At 68.7% G+C, this 23,915-nt stretch carries 18 protein-coding genes and 1 pseudogene; 5 read left to right on the forward strand and 14 right to left on the reverse strand.

Annotated elements, in window-relative coordinates; genetic code table 11:
• The first annotated feature begins 820 nt into the window (after positions 1–820).
• Positions 821–1,282 carry a hypothetical protein gene (locus C6N75_RS02925; protein ID WP_105867253.1) on the forward strand — a complete coding sequence of 154 codons (462 nt, stop codon included), beginning with the start codon at positions 821–823 and terminating at the stop codon, positions 1,280–1,282.
• Here the strand turns inward: C6N75_RS02925 and C6N75_RS02930 are convergent.
• From C6N75_RS02930 to C6N75_RS02955, 5 genes are all read right to left on the reverse strand, one after another.
• Entirely contained in the window at positions 1,243–1,521 is a 279-nt protein-coding gene (locus tag C6N75_RS02930) for a hypothetical protein (RefSeq protein ID WP_105867254.1), read from the reverse strand. The genes C6N75_RS02925 and C6N75_RS02930 overlap by 40 nt on opposite strands.
• Before the next feature lie 923 nt (positions 1,522–2,444).
• Positions 2,445–2,693 (reverse strand): hypothetical protein, encoded by a 249-nt coding sequence (locus C6N75_RS02940; RefSeq protein ID WP_146132467.1) that lies wholly within the window; start codon positions 2,691–2,693, stop codon positions 2,445–2,447.
• Positions 2,694–2,822: 129 nt separating this feature from the next.
• Positions 2,823–3,104, reverse strand: coding sequence for a hypothetical protein (locus C6N75_RS31270; protein ID WP_258177190.1), 282 nt, complete (start codon positions 3,102–3,104; stop codon positions 2,823–2,825).
• Positions 3,105–3,259: 155 nt separating this feature from the next.
• Complete coding sequence (locus C6N75_RS31275) at positions 3,260–3,397, reverse strand: hypothetical protein (protein ID WP_258177191.1); 138 nt, start codon at positions 3,395–3,397, stop codon at positions 3,260–3,262.
• A gap of 861 nt (positions 3,398–4,258) precedes the next feature.
• A complete protein-coding gene (locus C6N75_RS02955; protein WP_105867257.1) occupies positions 4,259–4,501 on the reverse strand; it encodes a Pycsar system effector family protein in 243 nt (80 codons plus the stop codon).
• An 851-nt stretch (positions 4,502–5,352) separates the two neighbouring features.
• On the opposite strand from C6N75_RS02955, the gene C6N75_RS02960 reads away from it, so the two are divergent.
• On the forward strand, positions 5,353–6,114 hold the full coding sequence (locus C6N75_RS02960; RefSeq protein WP_105867258.1) for an SDR family NAD(P)-dependent oxidoreductase: 762 nt from the start codon (positions 5,353–5,355) through the stop codon (positions 6,112–6,114).
• Positions 6,115–6,758: 644 nt separating this feature from the next.
• The gene (locus C6N75_RS30410) at positions 6,759–7,214 is read left to right on the forward strand and encodes a hypothetical protein (RefSeq protein ID WP_181160308.1); all 456 of its coding nucleotides are present in this window, start codon (positions 6,759–6,761) and stop codon (positions 7,212–7,214) included.
• An 82-nt stretch (positions 7,215–7,296) separates the two neighbouring features.
• Here the strand turns inward: C6N75_RS30410 and C6N75_RS02975 are convergent, their stop codons facing one another.
• Entirely contained in the window at positions 7,297–7,956 is a 660-nt protein-coding gene (locus C6N75_RS02975; RefSeq protein ID WP_146132468.1) for a hypothetical protein, read from the reverse strand.
• Positions 7,957–8,602: 646 nt separating this feature from the next.
• Here C6N75_RS02975 and C6N75_RS02980 point away from each other — a divergent pair.
• Positions 8,603–10,081: pseudogene (locus C6N75_RS02980) on the forward strand (penicillin-binding transpeptidase domain-containing protein).
• A 917-nt stretch (positions 10,082–10,998) separates the two neighbouring features.
• Here C6N75_RS02980 and C6N75_RS02990 read toward each other — a convergent pair.
• From C6N75_RS02990 to C6N75_RS30045, 6 genes are all read right to left on the reverse strand, one after another.
• The gene (locus tag C6N75_RS02990) at positions 10,999–11,265 is read right to left on the reverse strand and encodes a GlsB/YeaQ/YmgE family stress response membrane protein (RefSeq protein WP_105867260.1); all 267 of its coding nucleotides are present in this window, start codon (positions 11,263–11,265) and stop codon (positions 10,999–11,001) included.
• Between the two features lie 434 nt (positions 11,266–11,699).
• Positions 11,700–12,410 (reverse strand): hypothetical protein, encoded by a 711-nt coding sequence (locus tag C6N75_RS30040; protein ID WP_146132469.1) that lies wholly within the window; start codon positions 12,408–12,410, stop codon positions 11,700–11,702.
• 1,472 nt (positions 12,411–13,882) lie between these two features.
• Positions 13,883–14,836, reverse strand: coding sequence for a hypothetical protein (locus C6N75_RS03000; RefSeq protein WP_105867262.1), 954 nt, complete (start codon positions 14,834–14,836; stop codon positions 13,883–13,885).
• A gap of 921 nt (positions 14,837–15,757) precedes the next feature.
• Entirely contained in the window at positions 15,758–17,167 is a 1,410-nt protein-coding gene (locus C6N75_RS03005) for a UDP-glucose dehydrogenase family protein (protein ID WP_105867263.1), read from the reverse strand.
• Positions 17,168–17,764: 597 nt separating this feature from the next.
• The gene (locus C6N75_RS30415) at positions 17,765–17,959 is read right to left on the reverse strand and encodes a hypothetical protein (RefSeq protein ID WP_181160309.1); all 195 of its coding nucleotides are present in this window, start codon (positions 17,957–17,959) and stop codon (positions 17,765–17,767) included.
• 441 nt (positions 17,960–18,400) lie between these two features.
• Positions 18,401–18,691, reverse strand: coding sequence for a hypothetical protein (locus C6N75_RS30045; protein ID WP_146132470.1), 291 nt, complete (start codon positions 18,689–18,691; stop codon positions 18,401–18,403).
• A gap of 873 nt (positions 18,692–19,564) precedes the next feature.
• On the opposite strand from C6N75_RS30045, the gene C6N75_RS03015 reads away from it, so the two are divergent.
• Complete coding sequence (locus C6N75_RS03015; RefSeq protein ID WP_181160310.1) at positions 19,565–20,713, forward strand: glycosyltransferase 87 family protein; 1,149 nt, start codon at positions 19,565–19,567, stop codon at positions 20,711–20,713.
• A 1,096-nt stretch (positions 20,714–21,809) separates the two neighbouring features.
• On the opposite strand, the gene tpg is transcribed toward C6N75_RS03015, so the two are convergent.
• On the reverse strand, positions 21,810–22,328 hold the full coding sequence (gene tpg / locus C6N75_RS31280; protein ID WP_407703189.1) for a telomere-protecting terminal protein Tpg: 519 nt from the start codon (positions 22,326–22,328) through the stop codon (positions 21,810–21,812).
• A gap of 814 nt (positions 22,329–23,142) precedes the next feature.
• Positions 23,143–23,892 (reverse strand): hypothetical protein, encoded by a 750-nt coding sequence (locus C6N75_RS30420; protein WP_181160311.1) that lies wholly within the window; start codon positions 23,890–23,892, stop codon positions 23,143–23,145.
• Positions 23,893–23,915 lie beyond the last annotated feature (23 nt).

Consider the following 23,915-nt stretch of genomic DNA (forward strand, 5'->3'; position numbering starts at 1 on the left):
GCCGATGGACCACCCCCGCCGAACAGGACCCCTGACCAGCACTAACACCGGTCGGTCCATTACACCCCAGGACTACCTACAACAGCCCCGGCCCCACTCAGCACGGAACACACAACCCCAGCTCAGAAGCCTCCACCTGCCTACCCAAGCCGCCCATTCCACCTCTCAGCGAACCAGCGACACCCCAGGCCAGGCGCCTTGCCGTACACCAACACCCTTTCCGAGCGTTAACCCCTGGACCGGGCTGCAAAGGAGCGACCGGCACGGCCGATCCCTGTCGATTGCGGCGCCAATTCCTTCCCGACGTGACCGCAGAAAGGAGCCGCGAGAACGATTCCCCGCCGACTTCACATAAGTGAAACCACGCAAGGCGCGCAAGGCGGGGAGTCTTAAATTCTGACCTACTGATCTTAGAGGTCGGTAAAGGTTACTGGTACTCGATCTTCTTGCATAATTTTCAACGCGGCGTCATGATCATTGAGCAGCGCCACGGGCTCGCCTAGTCAGCGATGGCTCTACTAGCGCTGTCCAAACGCTGGAAAATTGAGGACTCTGAATGCTGAATTCATGCGGGACGCTCCCCTGCGGTGCCGCAGCCGTCGTAGTTGCCCTGACTGTCGGAGCCGCCGGTCCGGTGGCTTTCGCTGCGGAGCGGACGTCGCCCGCGCGAGTTGCCGAGATCGTCGAGAACGTGACCGGCACAGCGAACCTGGCCCACGCCGGTGGCGGTGGCCTTGAGCCGACGCGGGGGGTACGCACGTCGAGCTTCCCTGCCATGGCTCCGGCCAGGTCACAGTGACCGACAGCCGCGGGCACCCAGGTGGGCATCGGCCTGCCGGGGACCCGGCTGGCGACCGCACAGGCCGCCGCCAGCGGCACCGTCGTCTACACCGAGGCGAAGGGCGCCGTGGACACCGCGGCTCAGATCAGCCGGGACGGAAGCGTCAGCGCCCTCGTCACGCTCAAGGACGCCGCAGCTCCTAGCGAGTACCGCTTCCCCCTGGATCTGCCCGAGGGAGCCCACGCCGTCGTCACCCAGGACGGTGGTGTGGCCGTCGCTGACAGCTCCGGCGAACTCATCGGCACCTTCTCCACCCGCTGGGCCAAGGACGCCAACCACGCAGATGTCCCCACCAGTTACCGGCGGTGCGGGGCGGGCGATGAACCGGCGTGCGGCGACCATGAGGCCGTACCCGCCGGCGACCGCCAAGTCGGCGAGCACGGCGGCGGAGGCCGCACCGGTCAGGCCGTAGCGGTGGGCGAGAGCCGGCCGGTGGCGTAGCTGACGGCCCAGCAGACCAGCATGGCCGCGACGAGGGCGGCGATCCGCGGGCCGAGCCGGCTGGTGCCGAATCGGGCGGCGGCATGGGCGGCCGGGTGGACATGCGTGGGCAGGATGGTTTGGGTGCCGCCTACCAGGCCGGCGCGGCGGGCGGCCGGCAGGAGCCGGACGGCGTAGTCGGCTCCACGCACCAGTTCCAGGACCGGGATGCCGTAGTGGGAGGCACAGGCAAGGAACACCCCGCACGCAGTGAAACGAATGAGGGCCGCTATTCGGACTAAGCGGATGCCAGATTGTGACCGCGCCCTTACCGTGGGCTTGTCCTCTTCCGGTGGAGCCCGCAGGGTGACAACGGTCCGGAGAAAAAGCGAAAGGCGCAAAGATGCGGAAGACCCGAACGAGACTCGCCCTGACAGCCTGCGTGGTCAGCATGGTCGGTTCTTTGGCCATGTCTGCCCCTGCTTCGGCAGCGCAGCACGACGGCGGTCCTGAAAGGGTGCTGGACCTTACGACGACGGACGCTCAGAGATTCGGCGACCCCACAGGGCCAGTGGGCTCCGTGTATGGGGCCTCGGGCAAGACCACCAAAACGAAGACGGGCGCGCCGTTCGGCACGTACGGGTTCGTGTGCACGATCGTCGGTCGAAGCAGTACCAGCAGCACAGCGCAGTGCAACACGACCCTGGCCACCCCTCCCGGTCAGATCACCCTCCAGAGCGTCAGGCCTCTGACCACCTCCTTCCAGGAAGCCATCACCGGAGGCACGGGAGACTACGCAAACGCGCGCGGCTACGCCCACTTCACCGTGAATCCTGACTACCGCAGCGCCCGCCTTCGGCTTCACCTCCTGTGAGCTGACGCCCGGCCGTTCGTCGGGTGCTGCCGGGCCCGGTCGGGGTCAGGAGCCGAGGTCACTGCCGATCGCCGTCCTGACCGCCCTGGTGCTGGCCTCCGTGGTCTGCATCGCCCCCCCCCTGTTCCAAGCCGAGCGCGCCGATACCGTGGCCGTGCTGAAGGCGCTGCCCGAGGTGGTGCCCTCCCCTGCTGCGCTTCCGGCGCCGCAGGGGAGGCCCCGCCGTGTGGGTAGGCGCCGGGACGCTCCTGGGCGGCCGGCGAACGGCGCAGGGCCGCCCAGGACGGTATCGGCGGGAACGGCCCCGCTTCAGCGTCCGGGCGGGGCCGACCTGTGCGGGGAGGTGTCAGACGCCGAAAGACACGAGCGCGGGGCGATGATCTCCCCGGTCGCCCCCTCGGGGTCGATCGGGGTGAACAGGATGACGACCACGCCCACCGCTGGCGCGCCGGAGACCACGGCGGACTCGATGCTGCGGGTCCGCCGGTAGACCACCCGCGCAAGGAACAACGCCAGTCCGAACACGAGAGCGTTCAACGCCTCGATGTTGAAGATCACCGCGTACTCACTAGGGCCGGTGAGCAAGCCGCTCCGCCTACGAGGAAGAAGGCCCGGCCCGGGTGTCTCCGGGATAAGAGCACTAGGTCAGTTCGTAGTGTCGTGACTCACAGCAGGCGGGGCCTTTTCTCAGCCCCTCGGCCTCATCAGCGGTTTCCGCTCCGGCGCCGCGGTACGCAGGGGCAGTTTACCGCTTGGGCTACGTGCCAAGTCCCGGAACTGGGCCCCTTCCGGCGACCAGGGCGAGGCCTGCGCCACGGTGTCGGCCAGGGTGGTGCGCACCGGGACGTCGAAGCGGCCCGCCACGTAGATCAGGTACCGGTTTCTCTCCGGGCTGAGGCAGTCGGCCGGCGCGCCGAGGACGGCGCGGCCGCCCGGAGCGTCGAGACCGAATTCGATGTTGGTCGTCATGCCCGGGATCGTGCGCATGTCGGGGGGGGGTCCAGAACAGGATCGCGTCGGCAGCCGCGCGCGTCGGTCTCCTAGTCGACTTGGTCTTCGTAGCGCTCGGCGCGGACGCCGTTGCGGGACTCGGTGATCAGGACGGTCAACGGCTTCGGGCCGGTCTACTGGGCGGTGATGAGGTCGAGGGCCGTCGATCGCCAGCACGGGACCGGCGCGCTCTTGTCGGGGGTCGGTCCGGCCAGGAACACCTTGGGGCCGACGGGGATGGGTTCGCGGGCCATGAGGCGGACGGCGCTCATCGGGTCTCTCCGTTCTGCGCGGTGGCGCGGTCGGTGTCCTGCGGGGTCCAGGGCAGCGGCAGGCCGTCACCCGCTCGGTGGGGCACGACGTGGACGTGGAGGTGGAAGACCGTCCGGGTCGCTGCGGCACCCTGGAGGTGATGAGGTTCGCGGCGGGGTGCTCAGCCATCAGCTCGACGGCCCGGCGCAACACCGCGGCGGTCACCTCCGGTTCGGTGCCCGCGTCCTGGACGCGGACGTGCGGCAGGACCAGGAGGTGGCCGGTGTGGACGCCTCCGGAGCGGGGCCGGATCGCGAGGGCATCGGGCCACGCGCGGACGACGGCCGCCGGCGTGTGCCCCACCGACGATGACGGCAGAAGGCGCAGCCGGGTACGGCCCGAGGGCGGGGTGTGGTCTGCATGCCCACCACGATCCCGGCCCTACGGTGGCCCCGGTAGGAAGTGCCTATTGCGTCTTCGGCCCGCAGCTCAGGTTGAGCGGCTGGACTACAGCCGAGGGTGCGCCCGCAGCCAGCTCCAACGGCTGCGGGCGCACGGCGGAGGTCCCGCCGGTCAGACCGTAGTGGTGCACAAGGAACTGGCCGGCGGATTAGCTGACGGCCGAGCAGACCAACATGATGGCGACCCGCAGGCTGAACCGGCTGGGTCCGAGCCGTGCGGCGGCGTGCTCGGCATGGGCGGCCAGGGCCTGGCCTGGGGTGCCGGGCGAAGTGCGCGGCCATCCGGCCGCAGGAGCGCTCCGCGCGGTGGCGGGCCGTCCCGACGGCGCGGGAGGCGTCCTCATCGATCATGACGCGCGGGTGGTGGCGGCCGTCGTCGACCGTGAACCGCTCGAACGTCATGGGGTCCCTTCTCGCAGGTCAGTGCAGGGCGGCGGTGACGAGCGCGGCGGCCGGGACCACCAAGGCGGTCGCGGTCAGGTCCACCGCGACCCTGAGCCCGGTGAACTTCGCGCGGGCCCTGCGGGAGAGGTGGGCCAGGTCCTCAGCACGCCCGGTCGGCACCTGGGAGCCGTCGGATGTGGTCAGGTCGGCCCGCAGCTCGGCGTCGGTGCACCGCGCCCAGTACAGGAACGTGCCGGGCCAGCGGGGCCGGACGACCAACTGATGGTTGCAACATGAGGTTTGGAGGCGGCGGAGGCATATGAGGCAGGGTGGCTGTCCCCGCAGCCGTCGCAGCGGCGTCCATCTCAACCTGTGCGTTGACGTGCTATAGGAACCCGTACAGCCAAACCTTAGTACAGACCCCATATCTTCTGTCACAGCGTCAGACGCCCAACTCCACACCCTGTTCCGAGTCTTGGCCGAGGCCGGAGACCTGAGAGGCCGGACGTCGTACGCATGGATGTTTCGACGAGCGGGATCCTTGCGTATGGATGAGACGGATGGAGACTTGCAGCCGGTCATTGTCCTTCGAAGGCCAGGTTTCTCCGCTGCACCACAGGAAGGATGATGAGTTTGCGCACAAGATAGTTGCTGTCTACCGCGACGCTCAGTGCAGTGGTTGCGATGGGGCGCCTCCCACCCTGCTGGGGCAGCGATCCATCCGGACCCGGCAGTGACGAACCCGGATGTGTGTCACCCCACGGTGGAGCATCCGCGGCTCGTGACGTGGGGCGTCGAGCGGCCCATCACTGACGCGTTCGACGGGCAGCCGGTTTTCCGGCTCATCTCAGAAACCGCACGAGAGGGGCCGGGGAGCTACTTCCTGCACCTTCCCGCCACCCAGTCCGTCCGTCCCATCTCTCATCCACGCCGAGACGATCGGCGCGTTGAAAAACGTCATCTTCTCGCTATCGCGACTGGTTGACCACGTCGAAGTCCACTACGGAGATCTGAGTGACCCGTTGGGGGCTGAGACAGTGGCATCGGCAATCGACCGCAGAACATCGGAGTCGTCGTAGCGGTGGATGCACGGTGGCTGTACTCCCTCACAACCGAAAGGGTCGAACATTATGACTCGCCGTCTTGAAGGAACCGTTGCCCTGGTCACCGGGGCATCCAGCGGTATCGGCCACGCCACCGCCCTGGAGCTGGCCCGTGAAGGGGCCTCCGTGGCCCTCGTCGGCCGCCGCGAGGACCGGCTGAAAGCCCTCGCCGCGCAAATCTCCGGCGCCGGCGGCAAGGCCCTCGTGGTCCCTGCCGACGTCACCGACGATCAGGCCGCCGCAACAGCGGTGGAGCGGACCGTCGAGAGTCTCGGCCGTCTGGATACCGTGGTCAACAACGCCGGACTCATGCTGCTCGGACCCGTCCCAGGGGCGGACCCGGCCGAATGGCGCCGCATGATCGACATCAACCTCATGGGCCTGATGTACACCTCCCTCGCTGCCGCCCCCCACTTGGTGCAGGCCGCTGCGGACGGGCCGCGCCAGGTCGCCGACATCGTCAACGTCGGCTCTCTCTCCGGGCGTAACGCCTACGCCATGCAGGCGGCGTACTGCGCCACCAAGTTCGGTGTCGGCGCGTTCAGCGAAGCGCTGCGCCAGGAACTGGCCAAGCGGCACGTCCGCGTGTGCGTGGTCGAGCCGGGCAGCGTCGACACCGAACTGCGCAGCCACAACTCGGACGCCGTCCAGCAGCAACTCGCCGCCGCCATCGGGGGCATCGAGCGGCTGCGGAGCGAGGACGTCGCCGAAAGCATCGGCTTCGTCGTCACCCGCCCCCGGCACGTGGCCGTCGCCGAGGTGCTGGTTCGCCCTACCGAGCAGGTCTGAGCACCCTCACCACCACCACGCTCGAAGCCGCCCCGCCCCCACCGTAGCCGGCTTCTGCGGACGGCTTGCCTCACCGCGGCAGTTTGGCCGTGCGTTCGGGATACGCGGTCCCCACGTAGTGCATGGGGGTCTTCTCCGTGATCCCGAAGAGCCTCATCAGCCGGAGGGGATCCGCCGGTTCTGCTGCTTCGTTGAGCATACGGTCCTGACACAGGCGGACCAGGGTGAGGCCTGGCGGCACGTCGACACGGAGCAGGGTCTTACCGACGGCGGGGCGGTCGGGGTCGAGCGCCCATCTCTGGCTGACGAGCAGGCGGGGGTTGGTTGAGGCGGGCCAGCGGCGGTGTCGGTGGTCAAGCCAGTCGGTGGCGATCCGGTGAGTGAGTTCCTCCAGGTAGAGGGTGTGCCGCCGCAGGCCGCGGCGGATGACGAGGGTGCCGCGTGCGAGGTCCAGGTCACAGGTGAGGATCGTGCGGAGTTCGTGGACGGGCTCGGCGTGGACTGCGGCCAGGACGAGGACCAGATGCCCGGGCGGGCTTCGCTTGCTGCAAGGCCCTGGCCAGTATGTGGCTGGGGACGGGCTTCGGCATGCATGTCGGGTTCCCGACGGGGCCGCCGGCCCGTCGCGCTGGAGCGCGGACGCGGTGGAGGGCGTGGCCGCCGCCCTCGAAGTCCTGGCCGGTGCGCTCGCCCAGCTCGATCCCGAGTGCGCGGAGATCCACTCCGTCGTGCCGATCGCCGCGGCCGCCGTCGCCGAGCGCGCCGAACAAGCCGAGGCCGGGACGAGCGAATCGGTCGGCAGCAGGGCGACGGCCGGGACGAGCGCCACGCTGCGCCAGGCCCTCACCACGCACGGTCTGACCCGGCATCGCGTCCACCAGCTCGGTGCCGCGTTGGTCACCGTGACGCTGGGCGCCCCCGAGGCGCAGGCCCTGGCCATGCTCCTGAGCCGACGGCGACGCGCTCCCCCGACAGGCGCAGCAGCGGGATGCCAGCAGCCTCTTAGGACAGTGGCGGTGGCGACGGCCGCGTTCGGACACAGGAGCCCCGTGTCCTCCGGGTTGGTGGAGGGCACGGGGCTCCTGTGTTGTCGAGGCTGAGGCTGCTAGTCCCTGATTAGGCCTGCGGCGACCTGTTGGAGGATGGCCGCGAGCGAGGCCCGGTCCGGGGGGAGGTCTCCCCTCATGTCTGTGATGACGGCCTCGACGCCGTGGCTGCGCCGGAAGTAGCGGAGGATACACGCGCTTCGCTGGGCGGGGCGTCCGCCGTGGTCGCCTCGTCGGGCAGGGCAAGGGCGTCGGCGGCGGCGCGCAGATGGGCGACCGAGGTGACCAAGGCGTCACGGGCCGGCTGCTCCAGGCCGTCGGCGCCGATGCTCCATACCCAGGCGGCGGCCGTCTCGGCCGGCAGCCACGTCCACACCTCCGGGAACCCGTTCTCGTACTGGGTGGTGAAGCGCAGCAGGTAGCCGTCGCGGTGGGGGGTGGACCACAGCTCGATGCGCTCGGCGGTACCCCATGCGGCGAGGACGGGGGGGTCGGCGGCCAGCAGGTGGGTGCCCGGCTCGTCCACGGAGAGCCAGACGGCCCCGGTGGAGGTGTAGGTGATGCTGCCGGCGGCAAAGGTGCTGCCCGGCGGTGGGACGGTGTCGGCGTAGGCGCCCACGACCGCCGCCCAGCACTCCCCCGGGCCCGGCTCGGTGCGCTCGCCGGTGACGTGCGGGATGGAGTAGGGGCCGTGCTGGTCGAGGAGGGCGGCGGCCAGCTCGTCCGTCCAGCCGCCGGGGTCGGCGTCGTAGGGCTCGGCTGCGGCGTCCACGTCCGGGCCGGTCAGCACCACCAAGGGGGTAGTGCAGGGTCGTGAACGGGGCGGCGAGGTCGTCTGCCGCCAGGTGCACGGCCCACCCCTCGGCGGTGAGGACCAGCGCCGCGACCTGCTAATCGGCTCGGCTCTCCTCGTGGTCGTACAGCTCCTTCAGCGTCTTTGCGGTGACATGCAGCATGGAACACCTCCACAGACGATTGGGGGGTACGCGCGCGTCTTCGCCCCCGCCGCTGCCGCATTCCGGGACCGCGCGGGCTCGTGCAGGAGGGGTGATCCCCGCATGGATACCGCTGCTCGTCTTGAAAGCGCGGCCGCGGGCCGGGCGGGATGCCGGTTCGATGATGTCGCCGCCTAAGGGTCAGGCGGTCCACGGCGGCCGCGCCGAGCCGATGGTGGAGATCGACGCGACCGTGCCCCGAGTTTGCGCCGTGGATGCCTACCTGGCGGTTGCCGCCTTCCGGGCCGGAGGGCGAGCGGTGGATGACATCCGCGGCAATGCCATGCCATTCCATGCGCGAACGGCATGGATGGAGACATCCGGGCATTGGACGGGACGGTCCGAGGAGACGGTGGTTCCGGGGCGATCGGCCGGTCGCCGACGAGGCCGCCGCGACGAGGTACGCCCCCATTCCGCTGTCCGACACCCGTCCGAGGACACCCGTTCATGAACAAGACCACCAGGCACGTCGCCGTGGTGTGCGGTCTGCTGGTGATGGCGCTGCTGCTCCGGGCGACATGGGTGCAGTTCGTCCGCGGCGACGCGCTGGCGACCGATTCCCTGAACCGGCGCGGCCAGATGCGGCTGTTCGCGCAGCCACTCGGCGACATCATCGTGGGAGGCAAGGCGATCACCGGATCCCGCGAGAGCGTCGGCTCCGACCTCGCCTACCAGCGCACCTACGCCAACGGCCCGATGTACACGCCGGTCACCGGCTTCCTGTCGCAGGCACAGGGCGCCACCCTCCTCGAAGGCGTGCACAAGGACCTGCTCACCGGGCAGGACAGCCGGCTGAGCGGCCCGCTCGACGTCGTCACCGGCAGGCAGCCGCGCGGCGGCCAGGTCATCACCACGATCGACCCAGCCGCCCAGAAGGCCGCGTACGAGGGCCTCACGGGGCTCGGTGCGGGTTCCAAGGGCGCCGTGGTCGCCCTGGAGCCGGCCACCGGGAGAATACTCGCGCTCGCCAGCACTCCCTCGTACGACCCGGGGGACTTCGCCGGCCTCACCCCGGACGAGGGCAGGACGTTCACCGCACTCGACCGCAGCCCCCGCAAGCCGCTCGTCAGCCGCGCCCTGCGCGAGGCGTACCCTCCCGGCTCCACGTTCAAGGTCCTCACCGCGGCGGCAGCCATCGAGCACGGCGTGGTCACCGATATCGACGCCCCGTCCGACGCGCCCGCCCGCTATCCGCTGCCGCAGAGCGACACGAAGATCGGCAGCCTCGTTCCCGACGCGCAGTGCGACAAGGCATCCCTGCGCACCGGCATGTAGTACTCCTGCAACAACGTCTTCCTCGACGCCGCGCTGCGGACCGGGGGGGGGAGGAAAATGCGGGAGACCGCGGAGAAGTTCGGATTCAACGCCCGGCACGACACGCCCGTGCGATCCGCCGCCGGCTCCTACCCGTCCGGTTTGGACGAGGCCGGCACCGCCCTGACCGGCATGGGGCAGGGGAGTGTGACCAGCACACCGCTCCAGATGGCCATGGTCACCGCCGCCATCGCCAACGACGGCACCGTGATGAAGCCGCACATGGTCAGCGAATTGCGCAGCCCCGACCTCACGGACCTGGAGCGGACCGATCCCGAGGAACTCGGCCGCGCCGTCTCCGCGGACACCGCGAAGAAGGTGCGCCGGATGATGGAGTACACCGTCGCCGAAGGGACCGGCGGCGCGGCGCGCACCGAGGGCCTCACCGTCGGCGGCAAGCCCGGCACCGCCCAGCACGGTGCCGACGTCCGCGACGAACGCCCCTACGCCTGGTTCACCTCGTACGCCACACGCCCGGACGGTACGTCGCCCGTGGCCGTGGCCGTGTTCGTCGACCCGCAGGACATGGACGTCTCCCGCGACCGGATCACAGGCGGCAGCCTTGCGGGCCCGATCGCCCAGGCCGTCATGACGGCGGTCCGCACCCCGTAGCCTGACGCCGGCCCGGGCCGCCCTCCCGCGCTGGGCCGGCCCCGCCGTGCGCCTGGTGCTCGGCGCGCACCACTCGGGCCACCGTCCCCGTCGACGTGCGCCGGCCTGATCCGCCAGCCCAGGGCGTGTTGCGACGTTACTGGTCCCAGTCGTTCGTTGATGGCTGCGACCAGCACGGTCGCTTCGTAGCGCACGGGCGGGTTCGTCGTACCTGGTGACGACGGCCCGGTGGCGCTCGGACTTCGGCGGCCGCCCGCCGCGCGAGCCTCGCTACAGGCGGTTGCGGCCGGTCCGCCGGTACCGGGATGGTGGCTACGATTCCGCGTCTACGCAGTCAGGAACGGTTGCTGCGCGAGTCCTACGCCTTGTCGGCCCGGGACCCGGGCCCGGTCCGGTCGCTTGCGCGGCCTACCGAGCCCGAGCCGGGGCGCCAGGATTGCTTACAGGACCGGCTCGAACTGCGGCGAGTCATCTGACCGGCCGTGATCCCCACTGCCGGAGGCTTCCGTCCCTGCTCGACCACGAGGTGAATCCTGCTCGTCATCCCGCCGCGGGAGCATCCGGGGCCGCGGTCGGCCGGCTCGACGAGCACTCCGCCGGGCGGCTCCTTCTGGAGATCCCCCGTTTCACCGCCCCGGCAGCGTGCGGGTGGGCCCGGCAGAAGGGTGAAGTCGACGTTCACGTCCCAGGAGGTCCGGCCCTTCGCATCGGCCTCGCCCCGCGACTGCGTGAGGGATCGCGGCCCACTCTCCGTCCCGTCGCCGGCGTCGGAACGGGTCGTGGACCCGGTCCCACAGCCGATGGCGTTCCGGCGCATCACGCCACGGAGCGCCGGGGCGTACCCGGCTCTACCACATTGCCGTCATCCATGGCCCCGCTTCACCTGCCCGGCGACGGTAGCCGGCAGCCGCGCAAGCTCAATGCGAACGCTGCCCGGTGAAGAGGCGGTACAGCAGGAGCACGATTACCGAGCCGGCTATCGCTGCTATCCATGTCGAGAGGTGGAAGAAGCCGTTGATGGAGTGCACGCCGAAGATCACCTTGCCGAGCCAGCCGCCGAGCAGACCACCCACGATACCGATGAGCATCGTCATGAGGCAGCCGCCCGGGTCTTTGCCTGGCGTAAGCGCCTTGGCAATGGCACCTGCTACGAGGCCGATGAGAATCCAGGCAATGATGCCCACGATGTGCGTCCTTTGCTGTAGATGCTGCGGAAGGCTCGGCGGAGGTCCCGCCGGAGCTACCCGCCGACTGCTCCGCGCGAAGCAGCCGACGACGTCCGGATAACCGTTCGGAATCGTTTCACACGGGGAGCAAAGCCCCTTTTCCGACCAATCCATCCGGCACCCGCTCCGCCAAGCCGTTGCGGCCTACGGCTATCTCATGGTGGTCTACGGCCCTCCGGCGCGCACAGGGTCTCCGGAAGACGACCGAACGGCGGCCGACGCTGGTGGTGGCCGGCAACAGCCGGCGGCGTAGTGGGCGAGGTACGGCGAGCAGGAGCGCATAAGGGAGCTGCTGAGCGAGAAGCGCGGCCAGGCCGATGGCCCGGCAGCCGGCAGCGAAGGCGGCCAGCAGCCGGGCGGTGCTGCGGCCGGCCCGCCAGCAACGCAGCGTGTCACCGGCGCGCCATGGTGCCGAAGCGCCACGCGGCGAAGTGCGAGTAGCCCATCTCGGACCAGAACCTGGTCATATGCGCGGCGTCACTGTGGAACACGTTTTCGGGGTCGGCGAACACGACGTCTCCGGACCTCGGATCACGGTAGGCGAGCGCAGCGTGACCGCCTGACTCATCCCAGGCGCGAATCTCGTACATCGTGCCCCGCTTCTCACGGCTCAGTCGTTTGGCGATCTGCTGTATGGAGGAGTCGGCGATCACCGGGCGGCCAAGGCGTGCGGTGCGGCCTTCCTGCGTGGCAATGTCTTCGTATTCCATCCTGGTGGCTCCCAGCGGCACCAGGGGAACGGTGGCATATCCGCCGAGGGTCCGAAGAGCCGAGTACGCCGTGAGGTAGCACATGCCGGGCAGGCCCTTGGGCAACCTGACGGACATCCGATTGTCCTCCACCCAGCGCAGGAGTTGCTCGGGGTCTGACGGGTCGACTCCCGTGCCGAGGGGTCGCCTCGTGGTCCAGCGCGCCAACCCAGCTTGTTGCACCTGCTTCTCCGACGGCTCTTGACGGGCGTTCTCGTGGTGGCGCGTCGGCTTGCCCCATGCGGAGCCGGCCTGCGCCGGGGAACCGCTGAGGGTCACCGTCGAGAGACACAAAGCGCTGACGGCACCCACGCGGACGACCCGCTGCCACAGCGAACGGTGAGAACGTGCCATGAAACTCTCCAACAGATCTGTGCTCCCATCGAGCAGCCTTCCCGAGAGGACACCGCACCTGTTCCTGGTATGTGCGGTGAGTTGAGTGCGGGCGTCCGAGATGACTTGTGGCTAATCGCGGCCAGGCCGACGAAGCCCGTCCGCGTGAGGTCCACCGAGTTGCGTTCTGAGTTGGGCGGCACGCGCAGCAGCGGAACGCGTCAATCGGACAGGGGTTGCGGAGCGAAGGCCGACGAAACACCCCCGTCCAGGGTGGCCAGGGTAAGCCATCACCGCAGGGCAGGAATCGTGCGCGCCATCCCGCCTCCTTCTCAACAAGCCGGTCGCAGCCTCGCGGTGATCGTCGCGGCACCGATGTCAACACAACTCTTACGCCAGGGGGGCGGATCGTTAAGGGGCGCAAGGGCGCCCAGCGAATCCCAGAGGGAGTAAGGGGCGCTCCCGTAGCCCCCTACTTCGCAGGGTGCTCATGAGCCGTGAGCGCCTATTGTCAAACTTAGTCTGCAATCCGCTACCCGCCCCGCAGCCGGACCGGTATTGCCCGAGGCGCGCAGGCCAGTCGGCCCGGTGGAGGGGACATAGCCTCAATGGGCTCGCCGTCTCGCCCGATAGGCGGTAGCTGCGTGTCGGGCCACAGGAAGCGGCCTCGGACGCCGAGTACGCCACCGCTCCATGGAGCGAATCAGGCGGCCTCGAACTCGGCAAGGCTGATTGCGCCAGAAAGTGCCTACAAACAGCCTCGAAGGTCCACCGCTCGACGGACCAGCGTCACGGCGCACCGGCTGCCGGAGATTCATACAGCAGCTGTCCATGTGTTCATGGCAAGTCAACCATTCATCTCATCATCTGAGTGCGGACGGTGCCCTGTTGACACCGTCCCGTTCGTGAGCACCGATCGAGTTGATTCACACAAGCCATGGAGCAGAGGGCAAAGGCGCTTGTCGGCAGTGGTTCACTCGGCGACGAGCGGTGGCACGCGGGTACATCCAGTGAATCTTGTCCTCCGCCCTGCCACTCCCGCACCCACCACCGTCACCCTGCGGAACTCCACCGTCCGATGCTGGTCGGAGGAGATGGGGTAGGACCAAAGCCGCGCCCGGGGTCGTTTGGCGATGCCGAGGCACAGAGCTCGCCGGTTGCGGCCCCTGTCCGCATCAGCTCGTACTGGGCGACACCGGGCCGCAAAGTACCTACGCCCACCCGGTCCGGAACGCGGAGCCGTCCAGCGTAGCGACAGTGTTGTTCCGGAGCGGGGGGCACAAAGGAGCACTCTGCGACAGAGGTTGTCGGTATCACGATAGGCGGCGCCCGGGCCTGTGCCGTAGGTCGCCTGGCAGACGAACCCCCGGGTCAATCCTTTGCTCAACGAAAATGAGGTTGCCGGGGCGGACGGACCGCGTACAGGTCACCTCGCCTGCCGACTGTTGGGGATGGAACGTCCATGGACCGGCAAGCAGAATCGAGGGCCCTCGTCAGGACTTTGTGCACTTGGCGGTCAGATAGCCGCCCCAGTACCCGTCGAGGACGTTCCAGTTGGAGATGGAGTATCGCGCGTAGGAGGGGTCGGAAGCGGTTCCCGATCCTCCGGCGTGGGGCCCCCAGCGGACGAATTCGTCTGTCGAATTGTCCTCGGCGATGGAGGAGGACTGCATCACCGGATAGCTCGCAGGACACGTCACCTGAGCGTCTACATATCCGGATCCTTTGCTGATGGATGCTCCCTGATAGTAGGAGACGGCCGTATAGCCTGCCCCGCCGCCGGCCTGGGGTCCGTCGAAGAACGCCAGTCCGTTCACCGGTGACTTTCCGTCACCTGATGCGACTTCGATGTGCACGATGTCCGGGTCATCGGGCGTTCCGGCACCCTCTACATGGACGAAATGCCCCTCCGCTCCCGAGCCCGTGAAGACATCGCCCTGATTGATCTGCCACTCGCCGGTGTAGTGGGGTGCCTGCCGGGTTCCCTGGATCACAAGGTCTGCCCTCGCCTCTCCCGCAGAGGAGACGGACGCGGACGCCATGTGAGCCGGTCCGTCATCGACTCCAGCCTTCACGTACATGTGATTCGTGCCCATGTTGTTGTCCATGAAGGACAGGTGGAGGACCTGCGGATCGCCCTCAGTCCCTGCACCGGTCACAGACTCATTGGCGAAGGAATCACTCATACCGGTACTGTATGCCTGCCAGCTGCCATTGAAGAACTTACCCGCCGGAGCAGTGATGGTGAGGTCCGCGGTCTGCTTCTCATTGGCCACCCCGATGCCCGAGGTCAGCACATCGCCGCTCAAAGGGACGTGCGAATGCGTTGACTTGCTGTAGCCTGCCGGATTTCCACCAGACGGCTGGCTGGCAGCAAAGGCCACCGACGGGCTGATTGCGGCACCCGCTATCAGCGTCGTCGCGAGCAGCGCGACTGCGCGCTTCATAGGAGCTCCTTGCTCTGCGTTATGCATTTATTCTGGCTAGTTTAGGGAGTCGATCCTGCCGATCTCGACTCCTGGTGACGATCATATGGATCGACGTGCACGAGGAAGCCGCAAACTAGCCAAGCAGAAGCAAAGGAATCGTTCGTAAGAAATGTGTAAGCAGCATCTTGTCGGCCATTTTTGCCACCCTTACACCTCCCTTTAGGGGTGCGCTCATGTCCGCTCTTGTCGCGGTCGGCCTCTCAGCCCGTACGGGACCCCGAATTCTGGGAGCGGCCTGCCTTCGTCTCCGCGTTCCGTGCCCGGAACCTCAAGCTTTCTTAGGGCGCGCGTGTCGGCTCATCCGTCAGCCGGCCAAGCGTCGTCGCGCCAAGCACCTCTGCGGACGGCCGACGACTGGCCGCGAGGACGTCGTAGGACACCGGCCGACGCAGCGGCCCCGTCGCGGCCTGCACAGCCGCACCGGCGGGTGCAGGGCGGGAGGCGCACCAGGAGCGCGGCGACGACGGCTGCTTCGACCGCGACGACCGAGGTTTCGCCGGTCGGCAGCTTCCCAGGAGTCGGTGGCGACCGCAGCCCGTCCGCAGCGGCCATGAGGGGGCGGGGCGTTCCTGACCCGTTTTCGGCCGGCATCGCGGTCGCCGTCCTGTCTCACAAGGCCCCTCCCCCAGCCCCGGCATTCGGGAACTGCGTAGACCGGCACCCTTGCCACCCGCGTCGGCGGATCCGGGTGGCACCGCTTCACGTTCCTCGCACGGGCACTCAGCGACGCACGGCTGCGGGCCAGCTACGCGGAGCACCACGCACCGTCGTGCTCACGGGGAACCATCGGGCCGATGTGCCCGTCCTGGACCCCACCACACCGCGGCAAGGACGCCGGCGGCCGGAAGGCGCGTGCTCGGCCGCCTGGGCAGGAGCGGCCTACTTCATCAGCCGTGTGGTGCCAAGCATTCGCGGTCGGCCTGGGGCGTGGTACTCCCAGCCGGCGGCACACCACGTACCGGGGTCGAGAGCGTGCCGTGCATCGACGATGCGACGGTGGGTCACGACAGCGCCAAGGGCGTGCGGGTCGAGGTGCCGGAACTCGTCCCACTCGGTGAGCAGCACGACGACGTCGGCCCCGGCCGCGGCTGCCCTCAGGGCGTCGGTGGAGTAGGTGAGTTCGGGGTGGGTGCGGCGGGCGTTCGTGATGGCGGCGGGGTCCACGACGGTCACGTGGGCGCCCAGGCGGTGCAGGGCGGTGGCGACCTCGAGGGCCGGGGCGTCGCGCACGTCGTCGGAGTCGGGCTTGAAGGCGGCGCCGAGAGCCAGCACGCGCATCCCTTGCAGGTTGCCGTCGGCGAGGTCGCCGACCAGGTCCACGGTGCGGGTGCGCCGCCGCTTGTTGATCGCGTCGACATCATGGAGAAAGGTGACGGCCTGGCCGACGCCGAGTTCCTCGGCGCGGTGCGCGAAGGCCCGGATGTCCTTGGGCAGGCAACCGCCCCCGAAGCCCAGCCCCGGCCTCAGGAAGCGGCCGCCGATCCGGTCGTCGTAGGCCAGCGCCTCGGCGAGCCGGGTGACATCCCCGCCGGTCGCCTCGCAGACCTCCGCCATGGCGTTGATGTAGGAGATCTTGGTCGCGAGGAACGAGTTGGCCGCCACCTTGACCAGCTCCGCCGTCGTCAGGTCCGCCACCACCACGGGCGTGCCCTGGTCGATGACGGGTGCGAAGACGGCGCGCAGCCGCGTCTCGGCCCACTCGGAGGAGACTCCGAAGACCAGACGGTCCGGGCGCATCGTGTCCTCCACGGCGTACCCCTCACGCAGGAACTCCGGGTTCCAGGCGAGCTCCACCTCGCTTCCGGCGGGCGCCAGGCGCTGTAGGAGCCCGGTGAGCCGGGCGGCCGTGCCCACCGGCACGGTGGACTTGCCCACTACCAGGGCCCGGCGCGTGAGGTGGGGGGCCAACTCGCGCACGGCATTGTCCACATGGCGCAGGTCCGCCGCAGCCGATCCGTGCTGCTGCGGCGTACCGACACAGACGAAGTGGACGTCTCCGAACTCGGCGGCCTCGGCCATGTCGGAGGTGAACCGAAGACGACCCGATTCGAGGGCGCGGGTCAGCAGTTCGGCCAGGCCCGGTTCGAAGAACGGCACCCGTCCGGCGTTGAGACTCTCCACCTTCCGCAGATCCGTGTCGACCCCCAGGACCTCGAAGCCCATCACCGCCATGCAGACGGCATGGGTCGCTGCGAGGCAACCGGTGCCCATGACAGTGAGACGGGGTGCCTTGGCCTGGGTGGCCGGTTGTGCGGTCAGGCCGCTTTCAGGCGCGGGTGTGCCCGCCATGCGCAGTTCCTCAGCATCTCGCGGTGGTCGATCGACCACTCCACTGGATCTGCCGCCACCCGTCACCGCCTGGGCGGCGGCCGACAAGTCCGCGGCTGGGTGACGCGGTCTGCCGGCAGTTCGGGGACCCGGAGCTCGGCCCCCCCCTCTTACGTGAATGCGGTCGTGCTCAAGCAGCCGGTCGACCAGGTGTTGACGGTCGAGCAGGTCTGCCTTCGGACGAGGGCGACGCCCGCGGCGACCATCCCGGCCCATGCGACGGGGATGCGGATGATTTGCAGGTGCCGGCAGTGACGGCGACGGCATAACCGGCGGCACTGCCCAGCCCGGCTGCTGCGACCAGGATCAGGGGCAATGCCCTGGTCAGGTTCTTCACCGGCGCTTCAGTATGGCCGGCCAGGTGATGCCGGAGCTTCCTGGCGACTGCGTTCCGGGTGGTGAAGAAGGCAGCGACGGCACACAGTACCCATCCGAACCACACCCAGGGCGCATCGAGGGTGTCGCACCAGCCCAGAATCTCCCCGTCAGATCCCAGGACGTCGGCGCAGCAATCCATGATGTGGCCCCGGGAGAGGTGGAGGAACACCAGAGCGACCGTCACCGGTATGCGAGCTCCGATGGCCGCTGCCCCTGCTGAATCCTTGAGGCGGGGTGCGGGGTGATCAGACCGCGCTCGATCGCCCGCGAAGCGGCGAACCTCTCCACGTCACCTCCCATGTAAGCGGAGGGATCTCGGTCATCCCGTGCGGCGGCGCTCAGGTCGGCGCTGAGCTCGACGGTTCGGTCGGTCACGCTTATCACTCTTTCGGTGCGGNNCGGACATCTCGTATCCGTACACCGGCCTCTCCGCCATCAATGCCAGCAGACACATGTCGAGCACGCCCCGCAGCCACTGAGCCCGCGGCGTGGTGAGTTCCTCCATACCCAGTACCTTACACAGCAAGACTCATGCGTTGCAAGCTAGCGGCTCATGCGAGGGATCCGAAGCAGCCGAAACCCACCGCCACCACAGCGGACCCGCCGACAACACCCAGCACCCCCCTCTGGATCACGCCCACGCCGGCCATGCACACCGTGGTCAGCGTCGTGGCCGACTGCACTGGTGGAATTTCGGCGTTCCACGTACCGCAGTCGGCCCCACGAAGAGATCGTCCCGGGGACAACCTCAACGCGCCCCTAACGCCGCACAGGAGGGAAGCGAAGACAAGGCCCCCAGGAGGAGACCGGACAGAGTCAGGCGGCCGGCACCGGGCGAATATGACAATCGGCTGTGATGCCGTACGCCTTCCGGTACGCACTGCGGACCTCCACCACCTGTCTTTGATCCAATAGGTGAGGCGGGGCGTAAGCCAACCCTCGGGTGCCTCGCAAAGCAATCCAGCGAAGGCTGCCATAGAGCAGACCGACCCCTCCCGTAAACAAAAGCAGGAGCGGCAGTTCAGCAAGATCCCTCAAAGTGTCCCGGAGCAGGAACTCCGCCACCCATACCGCAATGCGGAATACCGAGATCGCAACAATGGCCATTCGTCGAAACTTTCGGCGAACAATCTCTCTCCAATCCATTTCCCCTTGAAAAAGAGGCTTCGCTGCGCAGAAGGTCGTGCATCGTGCATACTTTTGGTAGCGAATGAAAGCTGGGATGTGGGCCAGTTCATTTGGACTGGTCGGTGCAGCTCGCGGGCCGCGAGGTGGGAGCGCCTCCCCCGTGAGCGTTGGAACGGATGCGGAGACCGCATCCGGCGGCAACTCAAGATGAACACAGATCCGGAAGACCAGCTTGAGGCCAAGGGTTCAGTGTCCGCGCTCCACGGAAATGGCGCAATTCCCTTATGCGGCGCACTGTTTCATAGGCAGAACCAACGAGCAAATCTGGCGACTCTTTATGATTCGCGACGACATGTACCCACGCCTCTCGGCCTGCACGATACAGACCTAGCGCTAGGCAGGAATTATCTCTCCACTAGCCGAATGTTGATTTTGCGGCCTCGCCACGGACGACGGGCAGTCACGACGTCGGACGGCAGCACCGGTGCGGCGGCGGAGAAGACCAGGGGCGGTGGGAAGAGCCACAGTGCGGCGGCATAACTGCGCGCCTGAGATTCACTGGCCTCTGATCCTGAACCGCCCAGGACATGAACTCGGTGGCTCCCCCGGCGCGACAGCCGATCGGTGGATGCCGGGCCCGGCAAGAGGCGGAGAGCCTGATTGTTCGCGGGGATGCCGGGGCGTACGCCTTCTTGTGGTTGCGCGCTCGGTTCCTGCGCGTCCGTTCAACGGTGCGGACGACGTTCGACGCAGGGTCTCCACATGTGCATGTCACGGGTTCCGGGTGCCTCCCGTCGGCATCTGGGTCGCCGCAGCGGTCTGGCTGTCCGCCGCTGGGATCTTTGGGCGCTGGTGGCGAGCTCCGCGGCGGCCTTGGTGGTGGGGCTTGCTTCTGCCTCGAACACGTCGCAGCACCGGTGGGGGCTGGCCGCTGTCGTCGCATACGCCTGTGCCGCTCTGGTGGCGTTGGGTTCGCGTGTCCCGTGGTCGCGCGCGGCGGCCGCGACCGCTGCCGTCGGCGCGCTGGGGATTCCGCTGGTGTGGCTGACTGCTGTCGGCCTGGAGCAGATGGAAGTCGGCGTCGTCGAACGGGCCGCCCGGCACCTTCTGGAGACCGGCACCCCTTACCTCGCGCATCCGGTCGCGGTGCGTGACTTCAACCCGTACCTGCCCGGCATGGCGCTCTTCGGGCTCCCACACGCGCTCTTCGGCGCGTCAGTGGTCACCAGCGCCCGTCTGTGGACTCTGGCCGGGTTCCTTGCCGTACTGGCCGCGGCTGTGGCGGTACTGGTCAAGGGCGGGCAGGAGCCGCAGCGCAGGGTCGTCGTGGTGACGGGGGCGGTGTGGATCGCGGCCAGCCCCGTGGTGGCGCTGCCGCTGGCCATAGGTGGGGTCGATCCCGTGGTCGTGGCCCTTGTCCTCCTGGCCCTGGCTTTCGCGCAACGGGGCCGGTCTGTGGGTGCGGGTCTGGCGTTGGGGGCGGCGGCCGTCCTGAAGTGGACCGCGTGGCCCGCCGTCCCTGTCGTCGCGGTCGCCATGGCAGCGACCAGGGGTTCACGCGCGGCCAGGACCACGGCTGCCGTCTCGGCCTCAGTGGCGGCATGCGTGGTGGTGCCGCCACTGCTGGCCGATCCGCGCGCCTTCTTCGACAACGCTGTGCTCTACCCCTTCGGGCTCAGCGATACCGCCTCGACCGCCGCCAGCCCGCTCCTGGGGCACCTCCTCGCCACCGCCTTGCCCCATGGCCGGACCATCGCCGTCATTCTGATCGGCGTCAGCGCCATCGCCATCGCCGTGTCGCTCGTCGTCCGTCCACCGAGGACCACTCAGGCGGCCGCGTATCGGCTCGCGCTCGGCCTCTCCATCGCCGTCCTGCTGTCTCCGGCAACCCGGATCGGCTATGCCGTCTACCCCCTCACCCTCCTGGCCTGGGCCCGCTGCACCACCCTGGCCGACCCGGAAGCCGCTCGGGTCTGGAGCAGGGCCAGGGCACCGGCATGAATCGTCGATGACTCCGGATGGATTCCGGAAACGCGGGCCGTTCCGTCTGCTGTGGACAGGATGAAGTGCGGTCCGGCCGTTGACGCTGGGCAGCGCGGGAGAGAGTCGGGAGGAGTCAGGCTCGTCCAGCTGATTCCCGCATCCAGTCAGTAGGCGTGCCCTTGCGGGTGAGCCTGCGAGTCATGAGGGAGATGAGTGGCCACGTCAGATGGGGTTCGGAGTGCTGAGGCAGACGCTCATAGTCTCTGACGTTGCGCCGCGAGGTCATGAACCAGCCGAGGCGCGTTTTTCCAGCGTCGGGCCAGGACGACGAAGCCGTTCGCGCCGGGGGTGGCCATCAGCATGGCCCGGCCAGCGGCCGTGACGCCGCGTGATCAGTTACGTCACGGACCACCGAGGTGCGGGAAAACAGGCCAGCGCACGGACTGGACCGATGCGACGCACGCAGAAGCACGGACTCACAGCCCGGCGGGTGAAGTTCACGACCACCCCCTACGGAGAGGACGACCGTGGCGCAGAGCAACGACAAGGCTTCGCCTCAGCTCAGCCTCACCCAGGCACCAAGCTGGGGAACGGGCGGCTGTCGGGCGTGCGGGACCAAGGAGCCCTGAAGAGCCAGCCGATGGGCGGGCTGCCCGAAGGCGCAGCCACACGGTGCGGCGCAGCCAGGTGGCAGCCTGCCCTCGCCGGGCACGGCCACAGTACGGGTGTTTGCAGTGGAGGCCCGCCCCCTGTGCAGGCCTCCACTGCATCACCCGCATGCCGCCCGGGGGAACGCGGCCTGCGGGAGGGACGTCGGAGGCACGCAAGGAACCGACGTCTCCCCATCACCCTGACGCAGGCGGCCTTAACGCAACGACCGATGACAGCTAGCAGCAGCATAAATCCGAGATCTTCGCGAGGCTCTAGCCCGACCTGGTGGGACACATGGAGCAGCACACCAGCGGAAGACAGCACCGACGCCGCCTGGGGGAGGGTTGCCTGTCCCACACCAACCCGCCGTGCCGAGCTCACCGCCGAACGGCCAGCGGTGCTCGCCGGCTGGGGTTGCCGTGGCGTCGCACCGGCTGCGGGGCAGGGCCGGGTCCGGCCTGGATCAGTAGTCGAGGTCCAGGTAGTCGATGTCCTGGAGTCGCACGTCCGTCAGGCTCAGGGCGCAGGTGCCGCCGTCCTGGAAGTACACGTCCTTGAACCCTCGGCGACGATGCCGCGCAACTGCTGGTCGCCGGCTCCGGCATCGCGGGTTCGAACAAGCAGCGGGCGTTCTCGGGGGCAGGTGGACGGTCAGGCGGCGCATCCGGCCGTCGTCGGTGGTACCGACCGGTGCGGAGCAGGCGCAGCGGGCCCGGGTATCGACGGTGATGCCGCCGGTGGTGCCCTGGCGCCGGGCTGCGCCGGCCGATGCGGGTTGCCAGCGCTCGCGTACCGCTGGTCGATCTTGGCAGCGACGTCGGGACGGGCGGTGCGCGCGCCGCGCCGGTAGCGGTTGACCGACTCGGCCGTCACGCCGATCACCGCCGCAACGGCCCGGCGCTTCCCCACGTGCGGATGAGGGAGCCGACCCGGCCCACAAGGGCGGGCGGTGGCTGGCGGGTGAAGCCTTCCCGATCGGCACGCTCGATGGCGTCTTCGATCCCTCCAACGGCTGACTCCTGACGGATCGGATGACGGCGGCGATATGCAGCGGGCCCCTGACGGCCCCTGTCGAGCCCGAATAAGGGGACCGGGGAGACCAGGTGGGCCGTGGGAGCGCCGCGGGGCCCCTTCAAAGGCGGCAGGGGGGCCGTGCGTGGATCAGGGGGTCACATGTCGACGATCCGGGAGTAGTGGAGCTGGGCGGCAGCGGGTGGACGTGGGGCAGGGCCCGAAGCGATTCCTTCGAATAGGGCGGAGACCTCGAGCTCTCCGCCCTGAAACAGAGGCAACACAGGGAGGGGAGACGGGGCAAGGGGCGCAACAGCAACGGCAACGGGAAGAAGGCGCGCTGTAGCAGTAGGGCCTGCTGGACAGCCGGTACAGGGCTCCGTTGTGCGGAGGGGCGGACGCTCAAGACGAGCGTCCGCCCCTCCGCACTGTGGACGTCTCACCGGCGCCGCCCGAGTTGGCGGCTGCCGTCCTGCGCTACCGGCGCAGCGGCCGAAGGCGCTCCGGGCGGACGACGGTCAGCCCTGCGGGGTCGACAAACTGCCGGGCAGACCGCAGGCCCCCAGGGGCGTACGCCGGCCGGGACGCCTATCCGTGCCGGAGGAGGGGTACGTAGCCGGGCGATGTGGGGTGCAGCCATGTCGTGCGGTGCACAGCAGGCCGGAGAGCGGGTTCCTCGGAAGTCGGCCGGCGGTCGAAGGGGCCAAACGAGGGCCCGCGGGCGCCGCGCGGCCGGGTCCGGCAGCGCCTGCCGCTGGGCCGCATCGGCAGTCAGGCCGGTGGCCTCAGCGTGAGCTGATGGTCTCCGCGTGCTGGAGTTGGGTGCGCACGGCCGGGCACGTTCGGTGTCGCACGAGGGCGGCCCCGCCTGCAATGCTGGCGATCATGGAGATCAGACCGATCGGCAGACTGACGATGATGACGTAGTAACCGTCGAGCATGTGAGGAGGCACGAAGGAGACGGCGGTCGGGACCAGGGCCGCCACCAGGAAGATGAGGGGCAGGGTCTTGCCCAGGCCCCTGACTGTCGCTTCCCGTCCGGAGGCGAGGAGCCGGCCCAGCTCCATGTCCACCGCGCGCCGGACCGTGAAGAACGCGGCGACGGCGCACACAGCCAGACCGAACCACATCACCGGGAGGCTGGGGTCGGGGTATTTGTGGATCTCTACTCGGGTGCCTCCGCCAGCTGTGGTGGCGAAGGAGTATGTGCTCCTGTCGAGCATGTGCGCCAGGCCCATGAACCACAGTGCCGTCGCAGCCAGGGCGGGAAGGGCGGCGCCCTTGACCGCGGCGACGGCTGTCTCCTTGAGGCGCGGTTGCGGGGTGATCAGACCGCGCTCGACTGCCCAGGAGGCGGCGAAGGCCTCCACGTCGTCGCCGACGTAGGAGCCGACGTCCCGGCCGTCGAAGGCCGCGGCGGACAGGTCGGCGCCGAGCTCCTCGACCATTTCCGCGGCCGCGGTCGAATCGACCCCTAGACGGCTCCAGGTCGTGATGGCTTGGGAGAGGATGCTGTCGACGGTTCGGTCGGTCACGCTTATCACTCTTTCGGTGCGGG

Source organism: Streptomyces solincola, from assembly GCF_002982015.1.
Taxonomy (GTDB): Bacteria; Actinomycetota; Actinomycetes; order Streptomycetales; family Streptomycetaceae; genus Streptomyces; species Streptomyces solincola.